This is a genomic window from Rhodoferax ferrireducens (assembly GCF_049302455.1).
Taxonomy (GTDB): domain Bacteria; phylum Pseudomonadota; class Gammaproteobacteria; order Burkholderiales; family Burkholderiaceae_C; genus Rhodoferax; species Rhodoferax ferrireducens_B.
In genome coordinates this window covers 1-25165 of the sequence record NZ_JBAQMD010000114.1, presented here as the reverse complement: position 1 = coordinate 25165, position 25165 = coordinate 1, and the positions used below count along the sequence as shown (strand labels likewise).

The window sequence follows — 25165 nt, the reverse complement described above, 5'->3', positions numbered from 1 at the left end:
GGACTGTGCTTTGGGGGGTTCAGTTATCGGCGTCTGCGATCAGCATCAAGGCGTCGCGGTTGCGAATGACCAGACCACCCGGTTCGATCCGGATGGTTTCCTCGCGCTCCATCGACTTGAGTTCCTGATTGACGCGTTGGCGGGAGGCACCCAGCAATTGCGCCAGTTCTTCCTGTGCCAATTGCAGACCGATGCGCATTTCGCGCCCATCGCTGAGCGAGGGCACGCCGTAGCTGCGCACCAGGTGCAGCAACTGCTTGGCCAAGCGTGCCCGCAGCGGCAGGGTGTTGAGGTCTTCCACCAGACCGTACAACTGGCGGATGCGACGGGCGTGCAGGCGCAGCAGTGCCTCGTAGAGCTCGGCATGGTGCGCCAGAATCTTTTTGAAATCGGCCTTGGCGACGCACAAGATGGTCGTCTCGCCGTGAGCGTAGGCATCGTGGGTGCGTCGGTCGCCGTCGAAGATCGCCACATCGCCGAACCAGATGCCCGGCTCCACATAGGTCAGCGTGATCTGCTTGCCCGAGATGGACGTGGAGCTGACCCGCACGGCGCCGCGCGCACAGGCAATCCATTCTTCCGGCGGCTCGCCGCGGGCAGTGATGAGTTCGCCGTCCTTGTATCGTTTGACGTAAGCGCATCGCAGAATATCGTGTCGCAGAGAAGGCGACAGGGTTGAAAACCAGCGACCTGAATTGATCGCTGCACGTTCATCGATGGTAAGGATTGGTTCTTCCATGGTCTGTCCTTTGGGTGACTGATAAGTGCTTCGTTGTCACGTCGGGGACCAGCGTTGCGGCCCAGGCACGCCGCCTGCGTGTCCGCCCCCGGCAGCATTGACTAATGAAGTCCTCTTTCATCAGGTTCCTGCGTCGAGGTACTGATGACGCTGGTCTGCAAACCTTTGGTCTTGCGCCACACGTAAATGACGTAGCCGCTGAAGCCATAGACGACAAACAGGCCAAACATCACAATGGGCGGATCGATGTTGATGACGGCAATACCGAGCGCAATCAGCACAATCACGATGAACGGCACGCTCTTTCTCATGTGCACATCTTTGAAGCTGTAAAACGGCACGTTGGTCACCATGGTCAGTCCGGCATACAAAGCCAATGCGAATGTGGGCCATGCCACGCTGGCGCCCTTGACGCCCATGTCCGTCATGACCCAGATAAACCCGGCCAGCAAGGCCGCCGCCGCTGGCGACGGCAAACCCTGAAAATAGCGCTTGTCCACCACCGCTGTGTTGACGTTGAAGCGCGCCAGCCGCAAGGCGCCGCACGCGCAATAGACAAAGGCTGCAATCCAGCCCCAGCGTCCCAGGCCCTTGAGCGCCCAGACATAAGCGATGAGCGCGGGCGCGGCACCGAACGACACCATGTCCGAGAGTGAATCCATCTGCTCGCCAAAGGCGCTTTGCGTGTTGGTCATGCGGGCGACGCGGCCATCCAGGCTGTCGAGCACCATGGCACAAAAAACACCGATGGCCGCCAGGTCGAAGCGGCCATTGATCGCCATGACAATGGCGTAAAAGCCACCAAAAAGTGCCGCCAGCGTAAACAGGTTGGGCAAAATATAAATGCCTTTGCGGCGCTTTCTCACCACGATGGCGTCGACCTCGGTGAAGTCTGAATCGTTTCCGTCATGCATAGAATTGGCCTCCAGACCTTCATAGTAACAAAGGCCACTGAAGTGGCCTTTGTCGGGAGTGTCGTACGTCTTAGTTGCGGGTTTGGTCAACTAATTTGTTCTTTTTGATCCAGGGCATCATGGCGCGAAGCTTTTCGCCCACTTGTTCAATTTGGTGCTCGGATGTCAACCGGCGACGGCTCAACAAGGTCGGTGCGCCGGCCTTGTTTTCCAGGATGAAGCTTTTCGCGTATTCGCCGGTCTGGATATCTTTCAGGCATTGGCGCATGGCGTCTTTGCTGGCGCTGGTAATGATCTTGGGGCCGGTCACGTACTCGCCGTATTCGGCGTTGTTGGAGATGGAGTAGTTCATGTTGGCGACGCCGCCTTCATAAATCATGTCCACAATCAATTTGAGTTCGTGCAGGCATTCAAAATAGGCCATCTCAGGTGCATAACCGGCTTCGACCAGGGTTTCAAAACCGGCTTTGATCAGTTCCACCGTGCCGCCGCACAAAACAGCCTGTTCGCCGAACAGGTCAGTCTCGGTTTCTTCCCGGAAAGTGGTTTCGATAATGCCGGCTTTGCCGCCGCCGTTGGCCATGGCATAGCTCAGGGCCAGGTCGCGTGTACGGCCCGACTTGTCCTGATGAATGGCGATCAGTTGCGGTACGCCGCCACCTTGCACATAGGTGCCACGCACGGTATGGCCCGGCGCCTTGGGCGCCACCATCCAGACGTCCAGATCAGCGCGCGGTGTTACCAGGCCGTAGTGCACGTTAAAGCCGTGCGCAAACACCAGCGAGGCGCCTTGTTTGATGTTGGGCTCGATGTCGTCGGTATAGACCGCTGCGATGTGCTCGTCAGGCAACAGGATCATGACCACGTCGGCGGCCTTGACGGCGTCAGCCACCTCAGCCACCTTGAGACCGGCCTTTTCGACCTTGGTCCAGGAAGCGCCACCTTTGCGCAAGCCGACCACCACTTTCACGCCGCTGTCGTTCAGATTTTGGGCGTGGGCATGGCCCTGACTGCCGTAACCAATGATCGCAACCGTTTTGCCTTTGATCAGGCTCAGATCACAGTCCTTGTCGTAAAAAACTTTCATTTCTCTCTCCGTTGTAAAAAATTAAACTCGCAAAATACGTTCGCCGCGACCAATGCCGCTCGACCCGGTGCGAACGGTTTCCAAAATGGCACCCCGTTCAATAGCCAGCAAGAATGCGTCGTTTTTTGTCTGATCCCCGGTTAATTCTATGGTGTAGCTCTTCTCGGTGACGTCGATGATGCGGCCGCGGAAAATGTCAGCCATGCGCTTCATTTCTTCACGCTCCTTGCCGACTGCGCGCACCTTCACCATCATCAACTCACGCTCGGTGTAAGCCCCTTCGGTCAAATCAACGACCTTGACCACTTCAATCAGGCGGTTCAAGTGCTTGGTGATCTGTTCGATCACTTCGTCCGATCCAGCGGTTTGAATCGTCATGCGCGACAAGCTGGCGTCTTCTGTTGGCGCCACGGTCAGCGACTCGATGTTGTAACCACGCGCTGAAAAAAGTCCGACCACGCGCGACAGCGCGCCGGGCTCATTTTCCAACAGGACTGCAATGATGTGTTTCATGGTATGTGATTCCTCTTTTCGTTGCCCTACCCCTGGGGCGGTAACCGCAGAGCTTGGCAGACAATAGATTCGTCCAAAGTTAAAGTTGATTAAAGATCTTCAGAGCCGAGCAACATTTCAGTAAGGCCCTTGCCGGCTTTCACCATGGGGAACACGTTCTCGGTCGGGTCGGTGCGGATATCCATGAAAACCGTCCGGTCCTTGAGCTTGCGCGCTTCGCGCAGCGCCGGCTCCACGTCCTGCGCGCGCTCAACCAGCATGCCCACGTGGCCATACGCTTCAGCCAGCTTCACAAAGTTGGGCAGCGCATCCATGTAACTGTGACTGTAGCGACCCTCGTACTCAACTTCCTGCCATTGGCGCACCATACCGAGGTAGCGGTTGTTGAGTGACAGGATTTTGATCGGGGTGTTGTACTGCAGACAAGTGGAGAGCTCCTGAATGCACATTTGCACCGAACCATCGCCTGTAATGCAATACACCTCGCTGTCAGGCTTGGCCAGCTTGATGCCCATGGCGTAGGGAATGCCCACGCCCATGGTGCCCAGGCCACCGGAATTGATCCAGCGCCGTGGTTCATCGAAGCGATAGTATTGAGCCGCCCACATCTGGTGTTGACCCACGTCGGAGGTGATGTACGTATCCGCATCCTTGGTCATTTTCCAGAGCGTCTCAATCACGAACTGCGGCTTGATGACATCATTCTTGCCGTGATCGTATTTGAGGCAATCGCGCTTGCGCCAGCCTTCGATCGTGTCCCACCAGGCACCCAGTGCGTTGGCATCGGGCTTGACAGCACCCTCCTTGATCATGGCGATCATTTCGGACAGCACCTCTTTGACATCGCCCACAATCGGGATATCCACTTTGACCCGTTTGGAGATGCTTGAGGGGTCGATGTCGATGTGAATGATCTTGCGTTCATTCTGGGCGAAATGCTTGGGGTTGCCAATGACACGGTCATCAAAGCGGGCGCCGATGGCCAGCAGCACGTCGCAATGCTGCATCGCGTTATTGGCTTCCACCGTACCGTGCATGCCCAGCATGCCAAGGAATTTTTTATCGCTGGCCGGATACGCGCCCAAGCCCATCAGGGTGTTGGTGCAGGGGTAGCCCAGCATGTCCACCAGGGTGCGCAACTCATCAGAGGCGTTGCTCAACAACACGCCACCGCCCGTGTAGATATAAGGCCGCTTGGCCGCCAGCAAGAGTTGAAGCGCCTTGCGAATTTGCCCGCCATGGCCTTTGCGCACCGGGTTGTAAGAGCGCATTTCCAGCGTGTCAGGGTAGCCCGCGTAATGTACTTTTTTGAACGAAACATCTTTCGGGATGTCGACCAGGACCGGGCCCGGGCGTCCACTGCGCGCGATGTGAAAGGCCTTTTTCATGGTTTCGGCCAGATTGCGTGCGTCTTTGACCAGAAAATTGTGTTTAACCACTGGGCGCGTGATACCCACCGCGTCGCACTCCTGAAAAGCGTCCATGCCGATGGCGCTGGTGGGCACTTGCCCCGACACAATCACCATCGGGATGCTGTCCATATAGGCGGTGGCGATGCCGGTGACCGCATTCGTTACACCGGGCCCTGAAGTGACCAGGGCCACGCCGACCTCGCCGGTGGCGCGTGCATAGCCGTCGGCTGCGTGCACCGCTGCTTGCTCGTGCCTCACCAGAATGTGTTGGATCGTGTCTTGTTTATACAGCGCGTCGTAAATGTGCAGCACGGCGCCGCCGGGATAGCCCCAGACGTACTTGACGCCTTCAGCCTGCAAGGCCTTGATGAGAATCTCGGCACCCCGAAGTTCGTTCTCGTCTGACGTCGCAACGAGCTGTTTGACTGGGGTCGTGGGTGTTTGACTGGCTAACGCGGTCTTTGCCGCCGCCGACGCGATTCGGGCTTTTGATAATTCCATGATGAACCTTTGTGAATTTCTCTGACGAAAAACCTTGGGTGCTCCTTCGCAAACACTTGTGGGGCCGCGTCGGAACTTAAAGCCAAAGCCATGGGCGCAGTGATTCTTGCGCCGGACCGTGACCCGTTTGCCTTTTAATTTGCAAGACGCATTATGGCATTGCCGCCAATGGATGCCATGCCATCTGCCGGAAAGATCATTTGCGGGTGCCATAATTCGCGCACTTGATGTCACGTCAACCGGTTTGCATCTCTCTTCAACGCGTCACCACTGCCGCAAGGTAAACACCTCTTGGCCTCTGAACAAGAACTTTCTGATTTTCTGAAAGACGTTGAAAAACGTGCCTTTAAACGGTCCGTTTACCACGTTCGCAACGTGGAGTCCGCACTGGATATCGTGCAAGACAGCATGATGAAGCTGGCCGTGCACTACGGTGACAAACCGGTGGCCGAGTTGCCAATGCTGTTCCAACGCATTCTGTCCAACTGCACGCTTGACTGGTTTCGGCGCCAAAAAACCCGCAATGCACTTTTCTCCAATCTGAGTGATTTTGAATCGGCAGGAGAAGACGGCGAATTTGACCTGCTGGAAACTTTAAACACCCAAAACCACTCCGATCAAACGGAAAGTGCGGAGAGTTCCACACAGCGGGCACAAACCTTGCATGAAATTGAAAGCGAAATTCAAGCGCTTCCAAACCGTCAACGAGAAGCCTTCCTCATGCGTTATTGGGAAGAGTTGGACGTGGCAGAGACTGCTGCGGCCATGGGGTGTTCAGAAGGCAGTGTCAAAACGCACTGTTCGCGGGCAATTCGGGCCCTCGGCAAAGCATTGAGGGCGAGGGGAATCACATTATGACCAATTCGTATCAGTACCAAAATCAACTAGCACAAGATCGTTTGGGCTTTCGCATCACAGCCCGCTTGTCTGATGCCACGGACAGTTTGCCGCATGATATTTCGGAGCGTCTGCGCGCGGCTCGGGTGCAGGCAGTGGGCCAACGCAAGATGGCGCTCAAGTATGCCGTGAGCGACTTGGCGTTGTCGGGTGGTGAGGGGAGCGTCACGTTTGGCAAGGAGCATTTCGGCTTGTGGGGCCGGTTGGCTGCGGCCATTCCACTGTTGGCCCTGGTTGTGGGCCTGATCGCCATCAATGTCATTCAAGATGACAACCGCGACCGCGAGTTGGCCGACATCGATGCAGCGTTGCTGACCGATGACCTGCCACCAGAGGCCTATGCAGACCCGGGGTTTTTGCAGTTCCTCAAAATCAATGCCGCTCAGGATCGGTAGACTGAAACCATGACGATCTTCACGTTCGTTGGCAACCAGCTCAGTCGCCCCTTCAAGGCTGGTGCGCTGGTTTTTGGCGCCATTTCTTGCTTCCTGGCGCTCGGCATGGCCACCTCACAAGTTTGGGCCCAAGCTGTGCCAGCAACGCCCCTGCAGGCAGCCTCTGCGGTCAAACGGTCCAGCCCGGCGGCGCCGACCAAAACGTCAAATGCCCCGAACAAGTCTTCTCAACCGAGCTGGCAAGATTTGACGCCCGCGCAGCAGCTGTCACTCAGGCCCCTGGCGGCCCATTGGAGTTCCCTGGATAGCGCCAGAAAGCGAAAATGGATCGCCCTTGCTGCGAATTATTCAGCCCTGGCGCCGGTGGAGCAGGCCAAGCTGCACAGTCGCATGACCGAATGGGCGTCGCTGAGCCCCAAGCAGCGCGATCAGGCGAGACTCAACTTTGCCCAGACCAAGCAACTCAGTCCGACCCAAAAAGCCGCCACATGGCAGGCCTACCAAGCGCTCAGTCCTGAAGAAAAACAAAAGCTGGCCAAATCAGCACCGCCCAGGCCGACCGGTGCGGCAGCGGCTACCAAACCTGCGGCCCCTGAAAAATTGACGAGAATCCCCCTGCACAAGCAAACAACAAAGCAAGTGTCTGAGGCACCTGCAATCAATCCAGCGGTGAACCGCAACACCCTGTTGCCGCGTGCAAAGCCGCTGCCTGAGCCTAAACCCACGCAGCAAAACTAAATGGAAACCCCTTCTCTTGCCCGGCGCATGGCCTGCTGGCTGTATGAGGGCCTGTTGATGTTCGGCGTGGTCTTCATCGCCGGCTATCTCTTTGGCACCCTGAGCCAAACGCGCAATGCCATGGACAACCGTCATGCCCTGCAGGCGTTTCTATTTGTCATTTTCGGCATCTATTTCGTCTGGTTCTGGTCCCACGGCCAGACCCTGGCCATGAAAACCTGGAACATCCAGGTGGTGGATCGTGCCGGTCAGCCCATCACACAAGCGCGGGCTTTGCTGCGCTATGTGCTCTGCTGGCTCTGGTTTTTGCCAGCGTTGGCGGCCGTTGCGCCGTTCAAGTTGTCTGGCGCTGAATCTGCCGTGATCGTGATTGGCTGGGTTGTGATCTGGGCTATTTTGAGTCGTCTTCAGCCGCAACAACAGTTCTGGCACGACGTGCTGGCAGGCACCCGGCTGGTGTCAAAGCCCCGCTTGAATCGGTAGCAGTCCAGACGCAATTCGCCTTGCGTTCACGTTGGTTTTAACCAAGGGCTCGTTCAGGAATGGCTTGCACAACCTTTTTCGAACGGGCCCTAATCGCTTGCCGGCCATTCGGCAAATGGGAAAGGCAACTCTTCCGACGCAAAGCTGACGAAGTTCGCATTTTGGGCCTGGTAGCGCCCCAGACTGCGACCAAACATTGACAAGCGCGGGTTGGGTGTTTGGCTCACCAGCGCCAGAATAAACTGAATGATTGCCACAAAAAACAGCAGGGTGCTGGCCAACTGGTAGGCCAGGGCCATCAAAATCATCAGCAGGCCTCGCACCCAGATGCTGCGCGGAGCCTGGGTTTCAGTCGAATAGTCGTTCATGGTCTCTCCTTTTTTTCAGCAAAAATCCCGGACGTGATCTCATAAGAGCGCAGTCGCGCCGAATGTTCATAAATTTGTGACGTGATCATCAACTCATTGGCCCCGGTGCGCTCGATAAACGCCCTCAGGCTGGCGCGCACGGTGCCCGGTGCGCCAATGGCCGAGCATGACAAAACGCTCTCAAGCAAGGCTCGCTCGGCCGGACCGACACGGTTGGCGTAGTCGGCTACCGGCGGCGGCAGGCGGGCCGGGCGCCCGCTGCGCAGGTTGACAAAGGCCTGCTGCATGGAGGTGGCTTGATGCGCTGCTTCTTCGTCGCTATCGGCGGCGAACACGTTAAAGCCAAGCATGACGTAGGGTTTTGCCAAGTGCGCCGAAGGCGAGAAGCTGGTCCGGTACAGATCGATCGCCTGCATCATCTGCTGGGGTGCGAAGTGGGAGGCAAAAGCATAGGGCAGACCCAGCACGGCGGCCAGTTGCGCGCCAAACAGGCTGGAGCCCAGAATCCAGATCGGCACATTCAAACCCTGGCCGGGCACCGCATGCACCGGGTTGATTGATTCCTTTGAAAAATAATCCATCAGTTCGACCACATCGCGCGGAAACTCGTCGGCGTCCGACGCCAGGTTGCGGCGCAGCGCGCGCGCGGTGGTCTGGTCCGAGCCGGGCGCACGGCCCAGCCCGAGGTCAATGCGGCCAGGGTAGAGCGATTCCAGGGTGCCAAATTGCTCGGCGATGACCAGCGGCGAATGGTTGGGCAGCATGATGCCGCCCGCGCCGACCCGAATCGTGGATGTGCCGCCCGCTACGTGCCCGATGAGCACTGAAGTCGCGGCACTGGCAATGCCCGGCATGCCGTGATGCTCCGCCAGCCAGTAACGTTGGTAGCCCCAGCGTTCGGCGTGTTGGGCCAGGTCAAGGGTGTTGCGAAACGACTGCGCCGCGTCGCCACCTTGCACAATGGGGGAGAGGTCGAGAACTGAAAAGGGAATCATGTGCAGCATGTTAGGTCATTCAAAATGAATGACAAGTGGGAGCCCTGCAAAACTCCATCTTGCCAACTGTGCAAAACTGGACAACACTGTTCTCCAGAAATCGTCTGAAACCTGTCCAAGGAATAACAAAAAATGGCCATTTCCAGCCTGCCGCCCGATGTGCTTCGCATCACGGTCGCCCCTGAGTCCCTCGGGTTCTCTGATACCTCCGAGTTACTGCAGCTCCCGCTGCCCTGGATCGGGCAGGAGCGCGCCGAAATCGCCGCGCGCTTCGGCCTTGGCATGGAACAGCCCGACTACAACCTGTTTGTTCTGGGTGAGGTCGGCAGCGGGCGCTCCACCTTGTTGCGCCAGGTGATGCAGGAGATGGCGGCTCATCGGGCGGTGCCGCCCGACTTGTGCTACCTGCATAACTTCGATGCGCCGGACAAGCCCCGTGCACTGCGCCTGCCACCGGGGCAGGGACGTTTGCTGCGCCAGTTCATGGCCCAAATGTGCAAAACCCTGCAAAAAGAGATTCCCCAGCGCCTGGATGGCCCCGACTTCAAGGCCGAGAGCAAGCACATTGAAAAGACCTACAAGGTCGAACAGGCCAAGGCCTATGCCGAACTCGACGCCTTTGCCGAGGCCCGCAGCTTTGCCCTGTACCGGGAGAATGGACATTTGGTGTTCACCCTGCTGGGCGACAAAGGCACGGCACTGACCGAGAGCGAGGCGCGTTCGCTGCCGAAAGAGCGGCGCGCCCGGATTGACCAGGCCGAGCAGGAATTGCGCGAGGAAATCACCCGCTTTCTGGACAAGACCCGCCCGATAGAGCGCGTCATGAATGAAGGCCTGGCTGCCCTGCGGCGTCAGGTCGCCCGCCCGCTGCTGGACCGCGAAGTGCAGGAAATCCGTCTGGGCTTGAACAAGCAGATCAAGGACGCCATCAAGCTCTCAGACTACCTGGAGCAGGTGATCAAGGATGTGCTGGACAACCTGGAGCTGTTCCAGGTGTCGGACGAGGATGATGAACTGCGCCAGGAAGAACTGGTCGACGTTTTGTCCCGTTACCGGGTGAACCTGCTGGTGGACAACGAAGGGCTGGTGGGTGCGCCGGTGATCATCGAGAACAACCCCTCGTTTCGCTCCCTGTTTGGCAGCATCGAATACCAGCCCGACGAAGATGTGCTGGTGACCGATTTTTCCCGCATCCGCGCTGGCAGTCTGCTCAAGGCGCATGGTGGTTTCATGATGCTGCACCTGCGCGACTTGTTGACCGATGAATGGATGTGGGAGAAGCTGCGGCGCTTCACGCGCAGCGGCCGTTTGCAGATCGAAGAACCCGGCCCGATGCTCTCGCCGATGGCCGCCGTGTCACTGGAGCCCGAGGCGGTGGACGTGGAGGTCAAGATTGTGCTGATTGGCTCGACTGAGCAGTACTACGAATTGCAGGAGGCCGACCCGGAGTTTGCCCGCCGTTTTCGGGTCAAGGTGGATTTTGCCGAGAGCTTTCTGGCCAATGCCCAAACCTATGGCGCCTCAGCCGTGTTTGTGGCCCACACCGCGGCCCGCTTGGGCTTGCCCCATTTTTCGGCCCCAGCGGTGGCGCGTCTGCTGGAGGATTCGCACCGTGAGGTGGACGACCAGTTGCGCCAGAGTGCCATCTTTGCCCGCACCGAGGCCCTGGTCATGGAAAGCGCCACTGTCTGCCGCATGCGCGCGGGCACGCGGGTTGAGGCCGTCGACGTTGAGGCTGCCTTGCAGGCGCGCAAGTTGCGCCATGACTATCCGGACCAGCGTATGCAGGAAGCTATCACCGAGGGTGAGTGGCTGATCACCTTGCATGGCGAGAAGATCGGCCAGCTCAACGGCCTGTCGCAAATCGACCTGGGCGATTACCGCTTTGGCCTTCCGGTGCGGGTGACGGCGCGCACCTATGCCGGCAATGAGGGCTTGCTCAACATTGAGCGCGAGGTGGAAATGTCCGGCCCCATCCACGACAAAGGCGTGCTGATACTGCACAGCTACCTGTCGGCGCTGTTCGCCCACATAGCGCCGTTGGCGCTGAATGCCTCCATCGTGTTTGAGCAGGAGTACCACGGTATCGAGGGGGATTCGGCATCTTGCGCCGAGCTCTATGCGGTGCTGTCGTCGCTCTCCGGCCTGCCGCTCAAGCAGGGTATTGCCGTCACCGGTGCGGTCAACCAGCATGGGGAAGTCTTGCCGGTGGGGGGCATCAACGAGAAAATTGAAGGTTACTTCCGGACCTGCCAAAAGGCCGGGCTCGATGGCCAACAAGGGGTGCTGATTCCGCAGCGCAACCGGCGCCACCTGATGCTGGAACGCGAACTGGTCGAGGCGGTGTCGCAGGGCCTGTTTCACATCTACACCGCCGAATATGCCAGCGAAGGCATTGAGCTGCTCACCGGCTACTCCTCAGGCATGCCCATGGGCGCGAGCGGCTACGCGCAAGACACTGTGTTGGGCCATGCCCAGAAGACCCTGCAAGGCTACCGCCGGGCCTGCCAGTTGGCCGACCACCCGAGGCTGCCGCACAGGAAGTCGCGCTGATGCCGCTCTGACGGACGTCATCTGGCCGTCGCCGCCCGAGTCGGATCCACGCGCGTCCACGGTGGTTGGGCTGTTGGCAATCGGCGGGTTCAGTGAGCCGACAGAGGTAAAACATGGATGGCTTCGGGCTATGATCCAGCTCCTTTCAAACAGCCTGGGAGTGTGGGCGTGCGGGCTTTTATCGATTTCCCGGCAAGTTTGCCGGCCGCGCCGGGCAGCGTGCAGTCGGCTCGCTGGAGCGCCCGCTTTGAATCCCCCTTGCAAGTGCTCACCGCCTGGCAGCTTCACGAGGTGCCAGCCGTGCTGCAACAGGTTCAGCAACAGGCCCGGGCCGGGCGCTGGTGTGTGGGCGAGCTGGCGTATGAGGCGGCCAGCGCCTTCGATTCCGCACTCGTCACGCAGCCGGCGCGCCCAGGTTGGCCTCTGGCCCGATTTGCCGTGTTTGACCGCCCGCGTCCAGAGTCGCCAACTGCGTCACCACCGCCGGTCGCACCCGGTGCGGGTGCTGCGCCACATCCGATACCGGAGTGGACCTTGGCGAGCGACTTCGCGGACTACGCCACACGCTTCGAGCGCGCGCGCCAAGCGATGGCGGATGGCGAGTGTTATCAGGTCAATCTGACTGAGGCGCTGCGGGCGCAGTGGCCAGCGGCCGATACCCGCGACATCGCGGCTTGGTTCGAGCGGCTGCGCACAGCCCAACCCGGCGGCTATCAGGCCTGGCTCGACTGGGGCGAACAGCAGGTACTGAGCCTGTCGCCCGAACTGTTTTTTGATTGGCGGCCCGACGGTGCAGAGGGCGTGTTGACCTGCCAGCCGATGAAGGGCACCGCGCCCCGCCACGCCGACCCCCAACTCGACGCGCAAGCCTGCTCGCAACTGCGCGCGAGCGCCAAAGAGCAGGCCGAAAACGTGATGATTGTGGATCTGCTGCGCAACGACATGGGGCGTATCGCCCAGCCCGGCAGTGTGCAGGTGTCCAGGCTGTTTGCGGTGCAGGCCTTGCCCACGGTGTGGCAAATGACTTCAACCGTTTGCGCGCGCACGCGCCCTGGTGTTGGTTTGCCCGAATTGTTTGCGGCGATGTTCCCATGCGGCTCGGTGACCGGCGCGCCCAAGGCGCGCGCCATGCACTGGATTGCTGCGCTGGAGCGTGGGCCGCGTGGCGTCTACTGCGGTGCCGTGGGGGTGGTGCGCCCCGGTGGCGCGGCGACTTTCAACGTGCCGATTCGAACCGTCGCGCTGCAGCGTGAATCGGTCGCGCCGGGCGCACCGGCATGGCACGGTCACTTTGGTGTTGGCAGCGCCGTTACCTTTTATGCCGAGCCGCTGGCCGAGTGGCGCGAGCTGGCTGCCAAGACGCGCTTTCTGGCGCGCGCTGCGCAGCGCTTCGAGTTGTTGGAGACCCTGCGTCTCGAAGCGGGGCACTACTGGCTGCTGGAACAACATCTGGCGCGCATGGCGGGCAGCGCTGCCTACTTCGGCTTTGAGTGGCGGCCCGCTGACGTGCAGGCCTGTCTGGGTCAGTTGCTTGGCGGGCGCGAGCAGGGCGTGTATCGGGTGCGGCTGACTTGTTCTTCTGAAGGTCAGGTCCAGGCTCAGGCCTTCGATCTGCAGCCGAGCCCGCAGCCCGTGTTTTTCAACCTGAGCGCGCAGGCCCTCGAATCGATGGGCCGCGAGCACGAGTTCGTGGCCCACAAGACCACGCGCCGCCAGCATTACGAAACCCGGCTGCGCAGCGCGCCGGGCGTATTCGACACCTTGATGCGCAACGAGCGCGGCGAGTTGACCGAGTTCACCCGCGGCAATCTGGCGCTCAAGATAGCGGGGCGCTGGCGCACCCCCGCCTTGCACTGCGGACTGCTGGCCGGCACTTACCGTGCTGACTTGCTGGCACGGGGTGATTTGAGCGAGGAGGTCTTGACGCTGGCTGACTTGCAACGAGCCGACGAAGTGGCGTTCTTCAACAGTGTGCGCGGCTGGTTGGTGGCGCGGCTGGTGGCGTGAGCTCCAGGCTGGGCACGGGATTGGCCACTTAGCCCCGCAAGTTCTTGTCGAAAAACGCCATGGTGCGTTGCCAGGCCAGTGTGGCGCTGGCGGCGTCAAAACGCGGTGTGGTGTCGTTGTTGAAGCCATGCTGGGTGCCGGGGTACTGATAGGCTGTGTAGTGCACCCCGGCGGCCTTGAGTGCGGCTTCATACGCGGGCCAGGAGGCATTGATACGTTCGTCGGTACCGGCAAAGTGAAGCAGCAGCGGGGCTTTGACTTTGGCAGCGTCTTCGGCGGGCGGATGGTTGCCATAGAAAGTCACGGCCGCATCCAGCTCGGGCAGGTGGGTGGACAGCACATGCGCCACGCCGCCGCCCCAGCAAAAACCCACGGTACCGAGTTTGCCGTTGCAGTCGGCGCGGCTTTTCAGGTAGCGCGCGCCAGCCAAAAAATCCTCGCGGGTTTTGTTTTGATCGAGCTTGGCAAACAGTTCGCGTGCCTTGTCTTCATCGCCCGGGTAGCCGCCCAGCGGCGTCAGCGCGTCCGGCGCCAAGGCCATGAAGCCGCCCAAAGCCAGGCGCCGCGCGATGTCCTCGATATGCGGATTGAGGCCGCGATTTTCATGCACCACCAGGATGGCAGGCAGTGGGCCGCTGGCATTGGCCGGGCGCGCCAGGTAGCCCTGGACCGTGCCGTAGCCCGCAGGCGAGGGGTACTGCACGCGTTCGGTTTTGAGCCGTTTGTCGTCTGGAGCCACTTGCTGTGCCTGCGCAAAATTCGGGCTCAGCGCAGCGAGCAGCATGCCTGCGGTCATGCCCGCTACCGCAAACTTCTGCGCCCCTTCCAGAAAGCCGCGCCGGTCAATGGTGCCGTGCACATAGGCATCAAACAAAATCAGCAGTTCCTGGTCAAAGTCTTGTGCTGTCAGGCGTTTCATGAGCAGGCTCCAAAAAAATTGCAGGATAGCGGCAGCGCTGGATGCTCGCAAGCCATGCGTAAAAGACGGACAGCTCGTGGGGTTAAAGTTCCTGCAAAGCCATGCACAATCGCCTGGTTTTCTCTCCATGGCGCCACTCAGCGGCGGATACCCAATGACGCATCAAAAACGCGATGGCAAGCCTGACCCGCAGGGCGCCGCAAAAAGCGTGTTCATCACCGGCGCCTCGTCCGGCCTCGGGCGCCAGATGGCGATCGAATTCTCCCGGCGCGGCTACCGGATGGCGCTCACCGCCCGCCGCCTGGATGTGCTCATGGCGTTGCAAACCGAGCTGCAAGCCGAGGGTGGCAAAGCGGTATTTGTGGCGACACTGGACGTGACCGACGAGGCGGCGGTGGCCCAGGTGTTTTCCCAGGCCCGCGCGCATTTGGGTTCGCTCGACATCGTGGTGGCCAATGCGGGTATTGGTCACCACGGCACCATCGGCAAACTGCCGTTTGAGCGGGTGCGCGACACCATCAACACCAACGTCATCGGCTTCATGGCCACGGTGGACGCGGCCATGTTTCATTTCAAGGAACAGGGTCACGGTCATCTGGTCGGCATCAGCTCGGTGGCGGCCTTTCGCGGCATGCCCGCCGGGGGCGTTTATGGGGCATCCAAGGCCGCAGTCACGACCTATCTGGAGTCGCTGCGGGCGGAGACGCACAGCAGCCCGATTGTTGTCACCACGCTGTCGCCGGGTTTTATTGACACGCCGATCAACCGCGGCGCGAAAAGCCGCCCGTTTGTGATCGGGGTCGAACGCGGCGGCAAATTGCTGGTGGATTTGATTGAGCGCCAGGTCGAACAGGCCACCGTGCCGCGCTGGCCCTGGAGCGTGGTGGCCAGAGTCATGGCCGTGTTGCCGACGTCTGTCATTGCAAAACTGAGATGAAGGCTGACCCGCATGACTGAAAAAGCATTGATTGTTGGCGGTGGCATCGGTGGTTTGGCCGCTGCGCTGGCTTGCGTGCGCGCAGGCGTGGAAGTTGACTTGTTTGAGCGTGCCGCTGAGTTTTCCGAGGTCGGGGCCGGTATTCAACTGGGCCCCAATGTGACGGCGGTGCTCCATGCCTGGGGTTTAAAGGACGCGCTGGCCAGCGTGGCCGCCTTTCCGGCTCGCCTGCAGGTGCGCAGCGCGACCTCGGGCGCTGAGTTGGGCGTATTGACGCTGGGGTCGGTGGCGCAGGCGCGTTATGGCTTTCCCTATGCGACGATTCACCGGGCTGATCTGCATGCTTTGCTGCTCACTGCCTTGCAGTCGCAGACAGGGGTGCGGCTCTATGTGGGCAGTGCGGCGGCTGGTTTTGTGCAGCATGACGATGGCGTGACGCTGCGGATGGCCGATGGCCGCGAGGCGCAGGGTGAGCTGTTGGTAGGCGCCGATGGCCTGTGGAGCACGGTGCGCCAGCAGTTGCTCCACGATGGCAAGCCGCTTGCCACCGGGCACCTGGCCTATCGCGCGCTGGTGCCGCAAAGCAGCTTGCCTGAGCGCTTGCGCTCGCAGCAAGTCACCGCCTGGCTGGGGCCTCGGCTGCATGTGGTGCAGTACCCCGTGCGCCGGGGCGACTGGCTCAACGTGGTGGCCATCGTGCAGGGCCGCACGGTGGGAGAGATCGAGAGCTGGGACCACAGCGCCAATGCCAGCGAGCTGCAACGCCACATGGCTGCCACCTGCGCGCCCGTGCAGGATTTGATTCATGCCATTGAACAGTGGCGGCTATGGCCCTTAAGCATCCGCTTGCCCATGCGCGGCGCCCACGAGCAGGCGCAGGGGCGGGTGGCGCTGCTGGGTGATGCAGCGCACCCCATGCTGCCCTATCTGGCGCAGGGTGCGGGCATGGCCCTGGAAGACGCGGCTGAGTTGGGCCGGGTGCTGACACGAGATGGCGCGACCCAGCCGGTGGCGCTGTCGCGCGACCTGCCCGCCTTGCTAAACCAGTACGCCCGGCGCCGCTGGCAACGCAACGCCCGGGTGCAGGCGCGCGCAATCCGTAATGGGAAAATATTTCATGCCACCGGGCCCATGCGCTGGGGCCGCGATGCTGCCATGAAGCTGCTGGGTGAGTCGCTGCTGGACTTGCCTTGGTTGTATGGCGGCGTGCAATCATAGAAGTGCTATGTTAATTATAGCTAGTTACGTAGTATTGACGGGGGCTGCAGTCTTGTTTTGTATATATTTGCTGGAGATCGGTTGAAGTGGTCCAACGAGACTGCTGTGCGCCTGCAATCAAAGCCCCGCCATGGCACCGCCTCAGCGACTGCCCATCGCGCCCAGCAGCGCGTCATTCAAGACGGTCTGCGTATTGAGTGCCTTGAGCAGCCCCAGGCTGTTGACACCGGTGTTGATGACGGTGAGTGTTTGTATCTGCTGGTCACTGAGGCTGTTCTGGATCAGCGTTCCGGTTGCCAGGTCCGACCTGACGCCGGCCGCGACAAAGTTGTTGGGGCCGATTTGCACCAGACCCGAATCGGCAATGGCGGCGCTGGCAATCCTGGCTTGTTCAGGCGTGATCTGGGTCACATCAGGCAAATTGAAGCTGGTCCTGCTGACCAGATCACCGTTGACCATGACGGTTCTGATGATCCCGAAAGACACGGCCAGCCCTGAGCCGGCATCAAACCCGCCACGCTGGGTGTCGAGTTGTTGGTCGCTGACGGCAACCCATTCATCTGGCCGAAACGCTTGTTTTGCTTCAGCTGCCAGCCCGATGCCAAGGCACGCGCTGCCGGCCAGAAGCACCAGGCATTTGCTGATCAGCTTTGCGCGCAAGTGTTTCATGATGGCGTCATCCACTAATAGTCGCCCGGGCCAAATTTGCCCAATGTGACGTTGGCTAGACTGTCCAGACTGACCCCTGCCGTCAGGGGCGCTTTGGGTGCCACCAGCCAGTCGGCCTCGTCGTTGAATTTCGCCTGTGCCTGTTTGTTGTGAATCACAAACAGCAGCTTGTTGACCCAGATGGATTCAAAATTGGCGCGGGAAACCGCCCGCGTGCCGCTGGAGGGGTCGCCGATCAATATCCGGCCGTCTCGCATGCCCTTGACCACGACAAAATGGTGATACCCATTGTCAGAAATCAGGACAATGGCCGGCAGGCCCGCCTCAAGCAGTTTGGCCAATGGCAACTCAAAGCCATCGGCCTGAAATTGGTGGGCGTTCAAGTAGGCTTTCATATCCAGCAGGGAAAAGCCCTCCTGGCGGATTTTTGCCTGGTCGCCGCGCGCAAACATTTCTTCGAACACAGACTGCTCCGTCACCGGGTAGCCGTAGTGGTGGGAGAGCAGGGTTGCCACCGCTGCCGAGCCACAGCTAAAGTCGTACTGCTGGCGCGTGGTGGCCTTGAAGCGAGCCTCTTTCAGGCTGGTGACATGGACCGCGTAGCGGCCTCCAATGCCAGCCAATTCCAGCGTGTCAGCCTGCGCCGGTGCGCAAGTGGCGGCGACTGCCGCAACAACCCAGGCAAGTGCGGCGCGCATGGCTTATTGCATCTGCACGTTGATGATGGTGGCGTTCTGGATCAACACGTTCGATCCCGAGTTTTGCACCACCATCGGCATGCCACTTGCGTTGGCAAACGAGCCGTCGGCAATGAAGTTGCTGCCGCTCAATACATCCACCGCTGAATTGTTGGTGACCGCGCCACTCAACTGCATGTCATTCTTGACCACATCAAAGCCGCCACGATAGCCGTCCAATTGGGCGCCGGCCATTGGTGTCCCAAGTCCTGGAACTTCTGTCCCAGCTGGTGGAATTTCGGTCGCGGCTTGTGCCGCCGGCGGCGCCTCATCCACATGGATGTCAGTGGCCAGGGCCCAGCCTGACGAACTCAACGCCACGGCAAGTGTGGCCCTGGCGAAAAAAATAATGGATCGCATCTCATCCTCCATGTTGTTTTGGTTGCCGCGCCGTGGGCAACTCGTGTCAACAACGAAAGCACCGGTCATTGGGTGAAACGAATTTCACCCAACGACCGGCCCAGACGCTTACTTGCCTACAGCCAGGTTAGCCTGCACATTCACGCTTTGCTGCACCAGCGCAGCCAAGCCGCTGTTTTGCGCAGCAACCATGATGCCGGCTGCCGACTGGCCAACACTGCTCATCGCGTTGTACATGTTGAAGGTGCCTGCGTTCAGGTTGAGATTGCCGCCGTTGCCGCCAGCACCGCCAACCGCGCCGTTGCCGACGCCACCAACACCGCCGTTGCCGACGCCACCCGCGCCACCGGTCGCACCGACCGCACCCGTCGCGCCTTGGGCAGTACCGCCGCTTGCGCTACCGTTGGAAGCAGTGGTCGACGCGCCGCCGTTGGTCGCGCTGCCGTTGGAGGCTGCGCCGCCCGCCGCGCCCGCACCACCTGCATTGCTGGCCGTGCCACCAGCGCCGCCATTGGCCGTGCCACCGGCACCTGTCGCAGTGGCTGTACTGGTGGCTGTGCCGCCCGTGCTGCTGGCCGTGCCGCCAGTACCTGCGCCCCCAGCCGATGTGGCGGTACCGGTAGCGGCACCGCTAGAAGCTGTGGATGCGCCAGTGGTGCCGGCGCCACCGTTGGAGCTTGCCGATCCGGTGGCTGCTCCACCGCCAGATGTTGCCGATCCGGTGGCTGCCCCGGCGGTGGATGTTGCCGTGCCGGTGCCAGCGCCTGCTGTTGAGGTTGCTGTACCTGTGGCTGCACCGCCAGTGTTGGTTCCGGTTTGGGTGTTCGAGCCGGTGGTCGGAGTCCCGCCGGCTGCGCCGGTTGCTGTGCTTGCCGTTGTGGATGTATCGTTGGAGGCCGCGCCGCCAGCTCCGCCTGGTGCAGCAGGATCAGACGCCGCTGCACCGCCGGCCCCACCGGCTGCACTGTTGGAAGATGTGGCCGGGCCGGCCGCTGTGCCGCTGTTGGCGTCAGCACCACCGGTACCACCCAACTGCCCGGAAGCTGCAAGACCGCCGAGAGACGCATCAAGCGCGCCTGCCGAGCCGCCCTTGGTCAAATCTATCGCAGCCGACGAGCCGCCCTTGTTGGCATCCAGCGCGGCGGACGAGCCACCCTTGTTGGCATCGAACGCGGCGGATGAGCCACCCTTGGCCATGGAAGCGTTGAAGGCCGAGCCGGTCTTGGTCATATCCGCAGCCATCGAGGAACCGCCCTTGGCATTGGCGCTCGATGCAGAACCCGATGCCTTCTGGTCGGTCATGTTATGGGCGTCGCCGCCGTAGGCCGTGGCGCCGCCACCATTGGCACCTCGGGCATTCTTGGCGAGGCCGCCATCACCGCCATTGCCAGCTGCGGCGCCGCCGTTCGTGGCGCTGCCGTTGCTGGCTGCGCCGGCAGTGGCGCTGCCATTGGTCGCGTTGGCGCTGCCGCCGTTGCCACCGTTGCCGCCATCGCCGCCTGCACCGCCGTTGCCACCGGTTCCGTTGCCAGCGGTACCGCCGTAGCCATTGCCGCCAGCGCCGCCTTTAGCGCCGTTGGCTGTGCCGCTGTTGTTGACCTGGTTGCCGATGCCATAGATGGTGTTGCCGCCTACGGTGCCGTTCAGCTGAACCTTGGCAATGGCCTTGCTGTTATTGAAGGAATTGCTGAAGTTGGCAGTAGCCGTTGAACCGTTGTTGGCGGCCGCTGTGCCGGTTCCATCGGCATGGGCCATACCCTGGTTGTCACGGTTGTCGCCAACGCTCTTGTTGTTGTTCCGATCGGACTGGTTCCGGTTGTCGACCCGGTTGTCGGAGTTGTTGCTGTTGTCAGCCTGGTTTCGATTGTCAGCTTGATTTCTGTTGTCGACCCGGTTGTCCGAGTTGTTGCTGCTGTCGTTATGTGAGTTCTGGTTCGCGCTGGAGTACTCATTGGCAGCCGCGCCGGTACTGGCAGACTGGTCCGAATTTGCCGTTGCAGTCTGGTTGTTGTTGTCGGCCAGATCAGCGCTGTTGTTGTTGTTCGGATTCGCCATCACCTGGCCTGACAAACCAAAAGCAAGCGCGATTGCCGACGCCAATAAAGTCTTTTTCATGGTATTTCCTTAAAAAAATTTCTGAATGAAGTTTGGTTGGCTCGGCGCAGAAAACACGCCAATCCGGAAGCCAATACGCAAATTCGATGCCCGATAGATCGTCAAGAACGTAAGTAGTTGATTTATATCGAAAAGAAATGAAATTTGCGTTGCAAAACAAGACATTTGCAAGCAAAAAAAAGATGAAATCTCATTCACGCGGATGAGATCTGTATCAGGCTTGTGACAACTTGTTTGACGCCCGGCAAGTCGGCATTTGATATATCGCAAAGACGACTGAAAGTGGCCTTGATTTTCAATGGCCCTGACCACCGCGCGCCATGGCAGAACAAATGGCGAAAGGTGTCACAGTCTTGAGGCACCCGACGCATCAAGGTCGGCTGCCTGGGTCAATGACGGGTCGGATTCAGGGCGTGATGCCGTGCTTCCCCATCAATCGGTACAGTGTCATGCGGGAGATGCCCAGATCGCGAGCTGCACGGCTGATGTTGCTGCCGTTGTCTTGCAGACAGACGTGAATGGCGTCGCGCTCGGCGCGCAGGCGGGCTTCCTCCAGCGCTTCACCGCTGTGCTGCCCATTCGATCCATTGGGGCCATTCGGCAATTTCAGATCAAGGTCTTCGGGCGTTATCAGGCGCCCCTCGGACATCACCATCGCCCGCCGGATGCGGTTGATGAGTTCACGCACATTGCCCGGCCAGTCGTGCGCCGTGATGGCCAGCATGGCCCGGTTGCTGAAACCGGTGAGACGGGGTTTTTTGTCCTGGGCAAACACTTTGAAAAAGTGGCTGGTCAGCAGTGCCAGATCGTCTTTTCGTTCCCGCAAGGCGGGCACGGTCAGGGGCAGCACGTTCAGCCGGTAAAGCAGGTCCTCGCGGAACTGTCCTGCTTTGACCAGCCCTTCAAGACGCATGTGGGATGCGGCAATGACCCGCGTGTCGACTTCAATGCTGTGCGATGCACCCACCCGCGTGATGGTGCGTTCCTGCAGGAAGCGAAGCAAATTCGTTTGCAGGTCAAGCGGCAAGTCACCGACCTCGTCCAGGAATAGTGTGCCGCCCGCAGCAGACTCGATCAGGCCCTGCTTTTCTTTGGCGGCACCTGTGAATGCGCCACGCACATAGCCGAACAGTTCTGACTGGATCAGGCTGGCGGGCATGGCGCCGCAATTGACCGCAATGAATGGCCCGCCGGCCCTTGGGGAGTGATTGTGAATCGCCCGCGCCGTTAGCTCTTTTCCGCTGCCACTCTCGCCCCAGATCAGCACCGGGGCGTTGGTTTGGGCGACTTTGCCAATTTGCTTGCGTAAATGTTGCATGGCCGCGCTTTGGCCCAATAGCGCCATGTCGAGCTTGCCCGTGTTGGCCATGGCGGGCGGGCCGTCAAGTTCAGCATAGCCGAAGGCATGACCCAGGGTGTGATTGAGCCGGGCGGGGTCAATCGGCCAGGTATGAAAGTCAAACAGGTGTTGCACAATCAGCGCCCGGTAGGAGGGGCGCTTGATCATCTCGGCCGGGAAAACCCCGACCCACTGGGTGCTCTGATGGGCCTCAAGCAGCGCATCGACTTCAATGACATCAGCGTCGCGGGTGTTGTTGAGCAACAAGAGTCCGACCGGATAGAGATGCCGGGCCAGCGCCTCGCGGGCAGCCGCCAGGTCATTGACGGCAAAGATCGCCCAGGACGACAACAGCTCGGCGGGGGTGCTCAGGAGCTGCTGATCTCCCAAGGTGATGCTCAACAACGTTCTGGGCGACATCTGAAATTCCCTTGGCTTGTCTCTTGTTTTCTGGCCATGCAAGATCCTTACTCCGGATTAAGAAGCGGGCGTTGCAATGAATCTCATTTCATCCTAAGCAACACCGGCCTTGCCTGGTTTGATATTTGTCACGTCGAACACTGGCGCCAGGGCAATTTGCGGTGCTTGATTATTCGCAACATCGATTGCCCGCGCTTCTCCAACACTTGGCCGCTTGCTGGGGTCTTTGTGTATCTTGTTGTTTCGCTCACCCGGAGAAATGAGTCATGGCACATTTGAAATTTCCCGCGATCAGCGCAGTGGCTTGCGCGGTTGTATTGCTGCTGGGCAGCACGGTGCATGCGCAATCCTCCACGCGCAGTGGGCCGCAGTGGCAGGCGATGCAGGCGCGCCTGGAAGCCCTGAGTCAGGAACTGGCCGAGCAAAGAAGACTGCTGGCGGACCTCGAATCATTTCGGCAGCAATATTTTGAGCAACGTGGCCTGCTGCAGTCTCTGGAACGCCAGGTGGCACAACAGCAGGTGGCGCTGGATGAGCTTCGGGGCACCGCCAGTTGGAATGTTCTGGCCTCGCAACGCGGCACTGGAACAGCGGGTGAGCCGCTGCGATTGGCCCAGGCACAGCCGAAGGATCCCGTGCCGGTTGGACAGTCACCGGCCACTGAAGGACGTCCGCCCGAGGTGGCGCCCCTGTTCGAGCAACCGGGTGTGCTTACACAGCCGGGTCACTATGTGCTGGAACCCTCATTGCAGTATGGATACTCTTCAAGCAACCGGGTTGCCTTGGTGGGCTACACCATTATTCCGGCGTTGTTGATCGGGCTGATTGACGTGCGCGAAGTCAAGCGCAATACCGTCACGGCGGCGCTGTCGGCGCGCTTGGGTGTGAGCCGACGGCTTGAACTGGAGCTTCGGGCGCCCTATGTTTATCGAAGCGACGCCACGGTCAGTCGAGAAATCTTTGAAGGATCTGCCACCGAGAGTGTGTTCTCGGCCAACGGCATGCACATGGGTGACCTTGAGTTGGGCGCGCGCTACCAATTGAACGATGGTGGCATTGACAAGCCGTTCTATGTGGGAACCTTGCGCTTGAAAACCCGTACCGGCACCGATCCATTTGACGTCGTCACCGATTGCCAAACGCGCTGTGTTGGCAACACCACGGGCACCGGCTTGCCGCTTGACTTGCCGACCGGCTCCGGGTTTTATTCCCTGCAAGCGGGCCTGACCATGTTGTACCCGTCCGATCCGGCGGTGTTTTTCGGCAGCGTCACCTACCTTCACAACTTTGCGCGCGATAACGTCAGTCGTACTGTGCTCAACGGTGAGAAAGAGTTCCTGGGAACGATTTCACCCGGCCCCATCATCGGCTTTAACTTTGGCATGGGGCTGGCGTTGAACGAAAAGTCATCTTTCAGTCTCGGCTATGACCACAGCTCGGTGGGCCGGACCAGACACAATGGCGAGGTCGTGCCCGGCTCGGTCCGCACGCAGTTGGGCACCTTGCTGCTCGGCTATTCCTACCGCCTTAGCAAAACCACCTCTTTGAGTGTGGCGGTTGGGGCCGGCCTCACGACCGACACGCCCGATGTCTCTCTGACCGTGCGGCTGCCGATGACGTTTTGAACAGGTGGCACAGGGCGCAGCAACGCGGTGGTACCTGCAGTTACCTGTTGGCAGCAGCCTCGCCAGGAGATCAATTACCATTGATCGTGCCGCCGGTCGGCGAGCGATCCACCCAAGAAAGTCTGCCATCATGAAAATCCGTACCCTGTTTTTGCTCCTTGTTCTGACCTTGGTGGTTGGTTTTGCCGCACTCAACCGGACAGCGTTCATGGCCCCGACCACGCTGTCGCTGGGGCTGGCTGACGTGCAGGCGCCGCTGGGCCTGGTGATGCTCGGGCTGCTGGTTTTTGTCACCGGGCTGTTCCTGGTGTTTGTGTTGTACCTGCAGACCACGGTGCTGTTTGACGCGCGCCAACATGCCAAAGAACTGCAGAGCAACCGCAAACTGGCAGACCAGGCCGAGGCGTCGCGGTTTACCGAGCTGCGCAGCTTTCTGGAACTCGAACTCAAAAAACAACTGGATCAGGATGCACACTCGCGTGCCGCGGTGCTGACCCGGATCGATCAGATGGAGGCCACCTTGCGCCTGGTTGTTGAGCAGTCAGGCAATTCATTGGCCGCTGCCCTGGGCGAGCTGGAAGACCGGTTGGACAAGGGTAACAAGGACGTGACCCACAACTTGCTGGCTTGACTGTTGGTCGGTCCAAACTTGGTGACCGCCGATTAAATTCTGATTTCTCACAGGGACGGCTCGGGTGAGTGCCGCACCGTAATTCCTGGCGCTCGATCACAGGTTCGCCTGTCGCGCAATCCTTTGGCAGTTGCAGTTGCAGTTGCCTTGACGGGGTTGGGTTTGAGTTTTTGACCTTCTTGTCCCCACTCTCTCACCCCCGCCTCTCTCTCGCCCCGCCGGGCGAGAAAGAGGAGCCAACCGCCACATTTGGCCGCGTCTTTTTCGGTGGGAAATAACCGATCAGAGGCACGCTGGCCTCAAAGTGGCTGCCACTCATTACGGCCCGTCAACACCATGGCCGCACTTGGAGGTCAGCGCGCAGTCGATTACCAGTTTTCCCACCTAAAAAAACGCGGCCAAATGTGGCTATTAGCTCCCCTTTCCGCCCCGGCGGGGGCGGAGAGGGGTTGGGGGAGAGCAACTGTGTTTCAAGTCAAGCATTTTTAAACGTTTTTATGCCTGAACAGATCGTGGATAACCATAGTCAGCCTGCCAAGGCTGGCCGGATTTAATGATGGCATTGATGATCGTGAGCAGCTTATGCATACAGG

The 25165-nt window shown here is 60.0% G+C and carries 23 protein-coding genes; 10 read left to right on the top strand and 13 right to left on the bottom strand.

Annotated features, from left to right (window positions below):
• Positions 1-19: 19 nt before the first annotated feature.
• The 5 genes from WA157_RS18555 to WA157_RS18535 all read right to left on the bottom strand — a co-directional run bounded on the left by WA157_RS18555 (position 20) and on the right by WA157_RS18535 (position 5166).
• Positions 20-739, bottom strand: a complete 720-nt coding sequence (locus WA157_RS18555) for a Crp/Fnr family transcriptional regulator (protein WP_011465598.1) — start codon at positions 737-739, stop codon at positions 20-22.
• 101 nt (positions 740-840) lie between these two features.
• The gene (gene pssA, locus WA157_RS18550) at positions 841-1653 is read right to left on the bottom strand and encodes a CDP-diacylglycerol--serine O-phosphatidyltransferase (RefSeq protein ID WP_422622385.1); all 813 of its coding nucleotides are present in this window, start codon (positions 1651-1653) and stop codon (positions 841-843) included.
• Between the two features lie 70 nt (positions 1654-1723).
• The gene (ilvC, locus tag WA157_RS18545; RefSeq protein ID WP_422622384.1) at positions 1724-2740 is read right to left on the bottom strand and encodes a ketol-acid reductoisomerase; all 1017 of its coding nucleotides are present in this window, start codon (positions 2738-2740) and stop codon (positions 1724-1726) included.
• A gap of 21 nt (positions 2741-2761) precedes the next feature.
• Entirely contained in the window at positions 2762-3253 is a 492-nt protein-coding gene (gene ilvN, locus WA157_RS18540; protein WP_011465595.1) for an acetolactate synthase small subunit, read from the bottom strand.
• An 89-nt stretch (positions 3254-3342) separates the two neighbouring features.
• Positions 3343-5166 (bottom strand): acetolactate synthase 3 catalytic subunit, encoded by a 1824-nt coding sequence (locus tag WA157_RS18535; protein ID WP_422622383.1) that lies wholly within the window; start codon positions 5164-5166, stop codon positions 3343-3345.
• Positions 5167-5457: 291 nt separating this feature from the next.
• Here WA157_RS18535 and WA157_RS18530 point away from each other — a divergent pair, with 291 nt between their 5' ends.
• From WA157_RS18530 to WA157_RS18515, 4 genes are read left to right on the top strand one after another with little or no spacing between them, the layout of a single operon-like run.
• Positions 5458-6024, top strand: coding sequence for an RNA polymerase sigma factor (locus tag WA157_RS18530; protein WP_422622382.1), 567 nt, complete (start codon positions 5458-5460; stop codon positions 6022-6024).
• Positions 6021-6458, top strand: coding sequence for a DUF3619 family protein (locus WA157_RS18525; protein ID WP_422622381.1), 438 nt, complete (start codon positions 6021-6023; stop codon positions 6456-6458). The genes WA157_RS18530 and WA157_RS18525 overlap by 4 nt, the downstream gene beginning before the upstream one ends.
• 9 nt (positions 6459-6467) lie before the next feature.
• Positions 6468-7196: a DUF3106 domain-containing protein gene (locus WA157_RS18520; RefSeq protein ID WP_422622380.1), complete on the top strand. Its 729-nt coding sequence runs from the start codon at positions 6468-6470 to the stop codon at positions 7194-7196.
• Complete coding sequence (locus WA157_RS18515; RefSeq protein ID WP_422622379.1) at positions 7197-7679, top strand: RDD family protein; 483 nt, start codon at positions 7197-7199, stop codon at positions 7677-7679.
• An 89-nt stretch (positions 7680-7768) separates the two neighbouring features.
• Here WA157_RS18515 and WA157_RS18510 read toward each other — a convergent pair whose 3' ends face one another.
• The gene (locus WA157_RS18510; protein WP_422622378.1) at positions 7769-8047 is read right to left on the bottom strand and encodes a DUF4389 domain-containing protein; all 279 of its coding nucleotides are present in this window, start codon (positions 8045-8047) and stop codon (positions 7769-7771) included.
• Positions 8044-9042 (bottom strand): LLM class flavin-dependent oxidoreductase, encoded by a 999-nt coding sequence (locus WA157_RS18505; RefSeq protein ID WP_422622408.1) that lies wholly within the window; start codon positions 9040-9042, stop codon positions 8044-8046. Before WA157_RS18505 ends, WA157_RS18510 begins: the two co-directional genes overlap by 4 nt.
• 132 nt (positions 9043-9174) lie before the next feature.
• Between WA157_RS18505 and WA157_RS18500 the strand changes: the two genes are divergently transcribed.
• Positions 9175-11595 (top strand): Lon protease family protein, encoded by a 2421-nt coding sequence (locus WA157_RS18500; protein ID WP_422622377.1) that lies wholly within the window; start codon positions 9175-9177, stop codon positions 11593-11595.
• A 168-nt stretch (positions 11596-11763) separates the two neighbouring features.
• Complete coding sequence (locus WA157_RS18495; RefSeq protein WP_422622376.1) at positions 11764-13602, top strand: chorismate-binding protein; 1839 nt, start codon at positions 11764-11766, stop codon at positions 13600-13602.
• A gap of 28 nt (positions 13603-13630) precedes the next feature.
• Here the strand turns inward: WA157_RS18495 and WA157_RS18490 are convergent, their stop codons facing one another.
• The gene (locus WA157_RS18490; protein ID WP_422622375.1) at positions 13631-14521 is read right to left on the bottom strand and encodes a dienelactone hydrolase family protein; all 891 of its coding nucleotides are present in this window, start codon (positions 14519-14521) and stop codon (positions 13631-13633) included.
• A 154-nt stretch (positions 14522-14675) separates the two neighbouring features.
• Here WA157_RS18490 and WA157_RS18485 point away from each other — a divergent pair, with 154 nt between their 5' ends.
• The gene (locus tag WA157_RS18485) at positions 14676-15458 is read left to right on the top strand and encodes an SDR family oxidoreductase (protein ID WP_422622374.1); all 783 of its coding nucleotides are present in this window, start codon (positions 14676-14678) and stop codon (positions 15456-15458) included.
• A 12-nt stretch (positions 15459-15470) separates the two neighbouring features.
• A complete protein-coding gene (locus tag WA157_RS18480; RefSeq protein WP_422622373.1) occupies positions 15471-16676 on the top strand; it encodes an FAD-dependent monooxygenase in 1206 nt (401 codons plus the stop codon).
• Between the two features lie 141 nt (positions 16677-16817).
• Here WA157_RS18480 and WA157_RS18475 read toward each other — a convergent pair whose 3' ends face one another.
• The 5 genes from WA157_RS18475 to WA157_RS18455 all read right to left on the bottom strand — a co-directional run bounded on the left by WA157_RS18475 (position 16818) and on the right by WA157_RS18455 (position 22316).
• Entirely contained in the window at positions 16818-17345 is a 528-nt protein-coding gene (locus WA157_RS18475; protein WP_422622372.1) for a hypothetical protein, read from the bottom strand.
• 14 nt (positions 17346-17359) lie between these two features.
• The gene (locus WA157_RS18470) at positions 17360-18043 is read right to left on the bottom strand and encodes a C39 family peptidase (protein ID WP_422622371.1); all 684 of its coding nucleotides are present in this window, start codon (positions 18041-18043) and stop codon (positions 17360-17362) included.
• 3 nt (positions 18044-18046) lie between these two features.
• Positions 18047-18442: a hypothetical protein gene (locus WA157_RS18465; protein ID WP_422622370.1), complete on the bottom strand. Its 396-nt coding sequence runs from the start codon at positions 18440-18442 to the stop codon at positions 18047-18049.
• 108 nt (positions 18443-18550) lie between these two features.
• Positions 18551-20557: a hypothetical protein gene (locus WA157_RS18460; protein WP_422622369.1), complete on the bottom strand. Its 2007-nt coding sequence runs from the start codon at positions 20555-20557 to the stop codon at positions 18551-18553.
• Positions 20558-20963: 406 nt separating this feature from the next.
• Positions 20964-22316: a sigma 54-interacting transcriptional regulator gene (locus WA157_RS18455; RefSeq protein ID WP_422622368.1), complete on the bottom strand. Its 1353-nt coding sequence runs from the start codon at positions 22314-22316 to the stop codon at positions 20964-20966.
• A gap of 266 nt (positions 22317-22582) precedes the next feature.
• On the opposite strand from WA157_RS18455, the gene WA157_RS18450 reads away from it, so the two are divergent.
• A complete protein-coding gene (locus WA157_RS18450; protein WP_422622367.1) occupies positions 22583-23941 on the top strand; it encodes an acetate kinase in 1359 nt (452 codons plus the stop codon).
• A gap of 130 nt (positions 23942-24071) precedes the next feature.
• The gene (locus WA157_RS18445; protein ID WP_422622366.1) at positions 24072-24572 is read left to right on the top strand and encodes a LapA family protein; all 501 of its coding nucleotides are present in this window, start codon (positions 24072-24074) and stop codon (positions 24570-24572) included.
• Positions 24573-25165: the final 593 nt, after the last annotated feature.

Coding starts and splice junctions, on each gene's coding strand:
- ilvC (WP_422622384.1), bottom strand. CDS start 2,740: ATGAAAGTTTTTTACGACAAGGACTGTGATCTGAGCCTGATCAAAGGC.
- WA157_RS18490 (WP_422622375.1), bottom strand. CDS start 14,521: ATGAAACGCCTGACAGCACAAGACTTTGACCAGGAACTGCTGATTTTG.
- WA157_RS18460 (WP_422622369.1), bottom strand. CDS start 20,557: ATGAAAAAGACTTTATTGGCGTCGGCAATCGCGCTTGCTTTTGGTTTG.
- WA157_RS18525 (WP_422622381.1), top strand. CDS start 6,021: ATGACCAATTCGTATCAGTACCAAAATCAACTAGCACAAGATCGTTTG.
- WA157_RS18485 (WP_422622374.1), top strand. CDS start 14,676: ATGACGCATCAAAAACGCGATGGCAAGCCTGACCCGCAGGGCGCCGCA.
- WA157_RS18455 (WP_422622368.1), bottom strand. CDS start 22,316: ATGTCGCCCAGAACGTTGTTGAGCATCACCTTGGGAGATCAGCAGCTC.
- ilvN (WP_011465595.1), bottom strand. CDS start 3,253: ATGAAACACATCATTGCAGTCCTGTTGGAAAATGAGCCCGGCGCGCTG.
- WA157_RS18510 (WP_422622378.1), bottom strand. CDS start 8,047: ATGAACGACTATTCGACTGAAACCCAGGCTCCGCGCAGCATCTGGGTG.
- WA157_RS18555 (WP_011465598.1), bottom strand. CDS start 739: ATGGAAGAACCAATCCTTACCATCGATGAACGTGCAGCGATCAATTCA.
- WA157_RS18470 (WP_422622371.1), bottom strand. CDS start 18,043: ATGCGCGCCGCACTTGCCTGGGTTGTTGCGGCAGTCGCCGCCACTTGC.
- WA157_RS18475 (WP_422622372.1), bottom strand. CDS start 17,345: ATGAAACACTTGCGCGCAAAGCTGATCAGCAAATGCCTGGTGCTTCTG.
- WA157_RS18520 (WP_422622380.1), top strand. CDS start 6,468: ATGACGATCTTCACGTTCGTTGGCAACCAGCTCAGTCGCCCCTTCAAG.
- WA157_RS18480 (WP_422622373.1), top strand. CDS start 15,471: ATGACTGAAAAAGCATTGATTGTTGGCGGTGGCATCGGTGGTTTGGCC.
- WA157_RS18505 (WP_422622408.1), bottom strand. CDS start 9,042: ATGATTCCCTTTTCAGTTCTCGACCTCTCCCCCATTGTGCAAGGTGGC.
- WA157_RS18500 (WP_422622377.1), top strand. CDS start 9,175: ATGGCCATTTCCAGCCTGCCGCCCGATGTGCTTCGCATCACGGTCGCC.
- WA157_RS18445 (WP_422622366.1), top strand. CDS start 24,072: ATGAAAATCCGTACCCTGTTTTTGCTCCTTGTTCTGACCTTGGTGGTT.
- WA157_RS18515 (WP_422622379.1), top strand. CDS start 7,197: ATGGAAACCCCTTCTCTTGCCCGGCGCATGGCCTGCTGGCTGTATGAG.
- pssA (WP_422622385.1), bottom strand. CDS start 1,653: ATGCATGACGGAAACGATTCAGACTTCACCGAGGTCGACGCCATCGTG.
- WA157_RS18535 (WP_422622383.1), bottom strand. CDS start 5,166: ATGGAATTATCAAAAGCCCGAATCGCGTCGGCGGCGGCAAAGACCGCG.
- WA157_RS18465 (WP_422622370.1), bottom strand. CDS start 18,442: ATGCGATCCATTATTTTTTTCGCCAGGGCCACACTTGCCGTGGCGTTG.
- WA157_RS18450 (WP_422622367.1), top strand. CDS start 22,583: ATGGCACATTTGAAATTTCCCGCGATCAGCGCAGTGGCTTGCGCGGTT.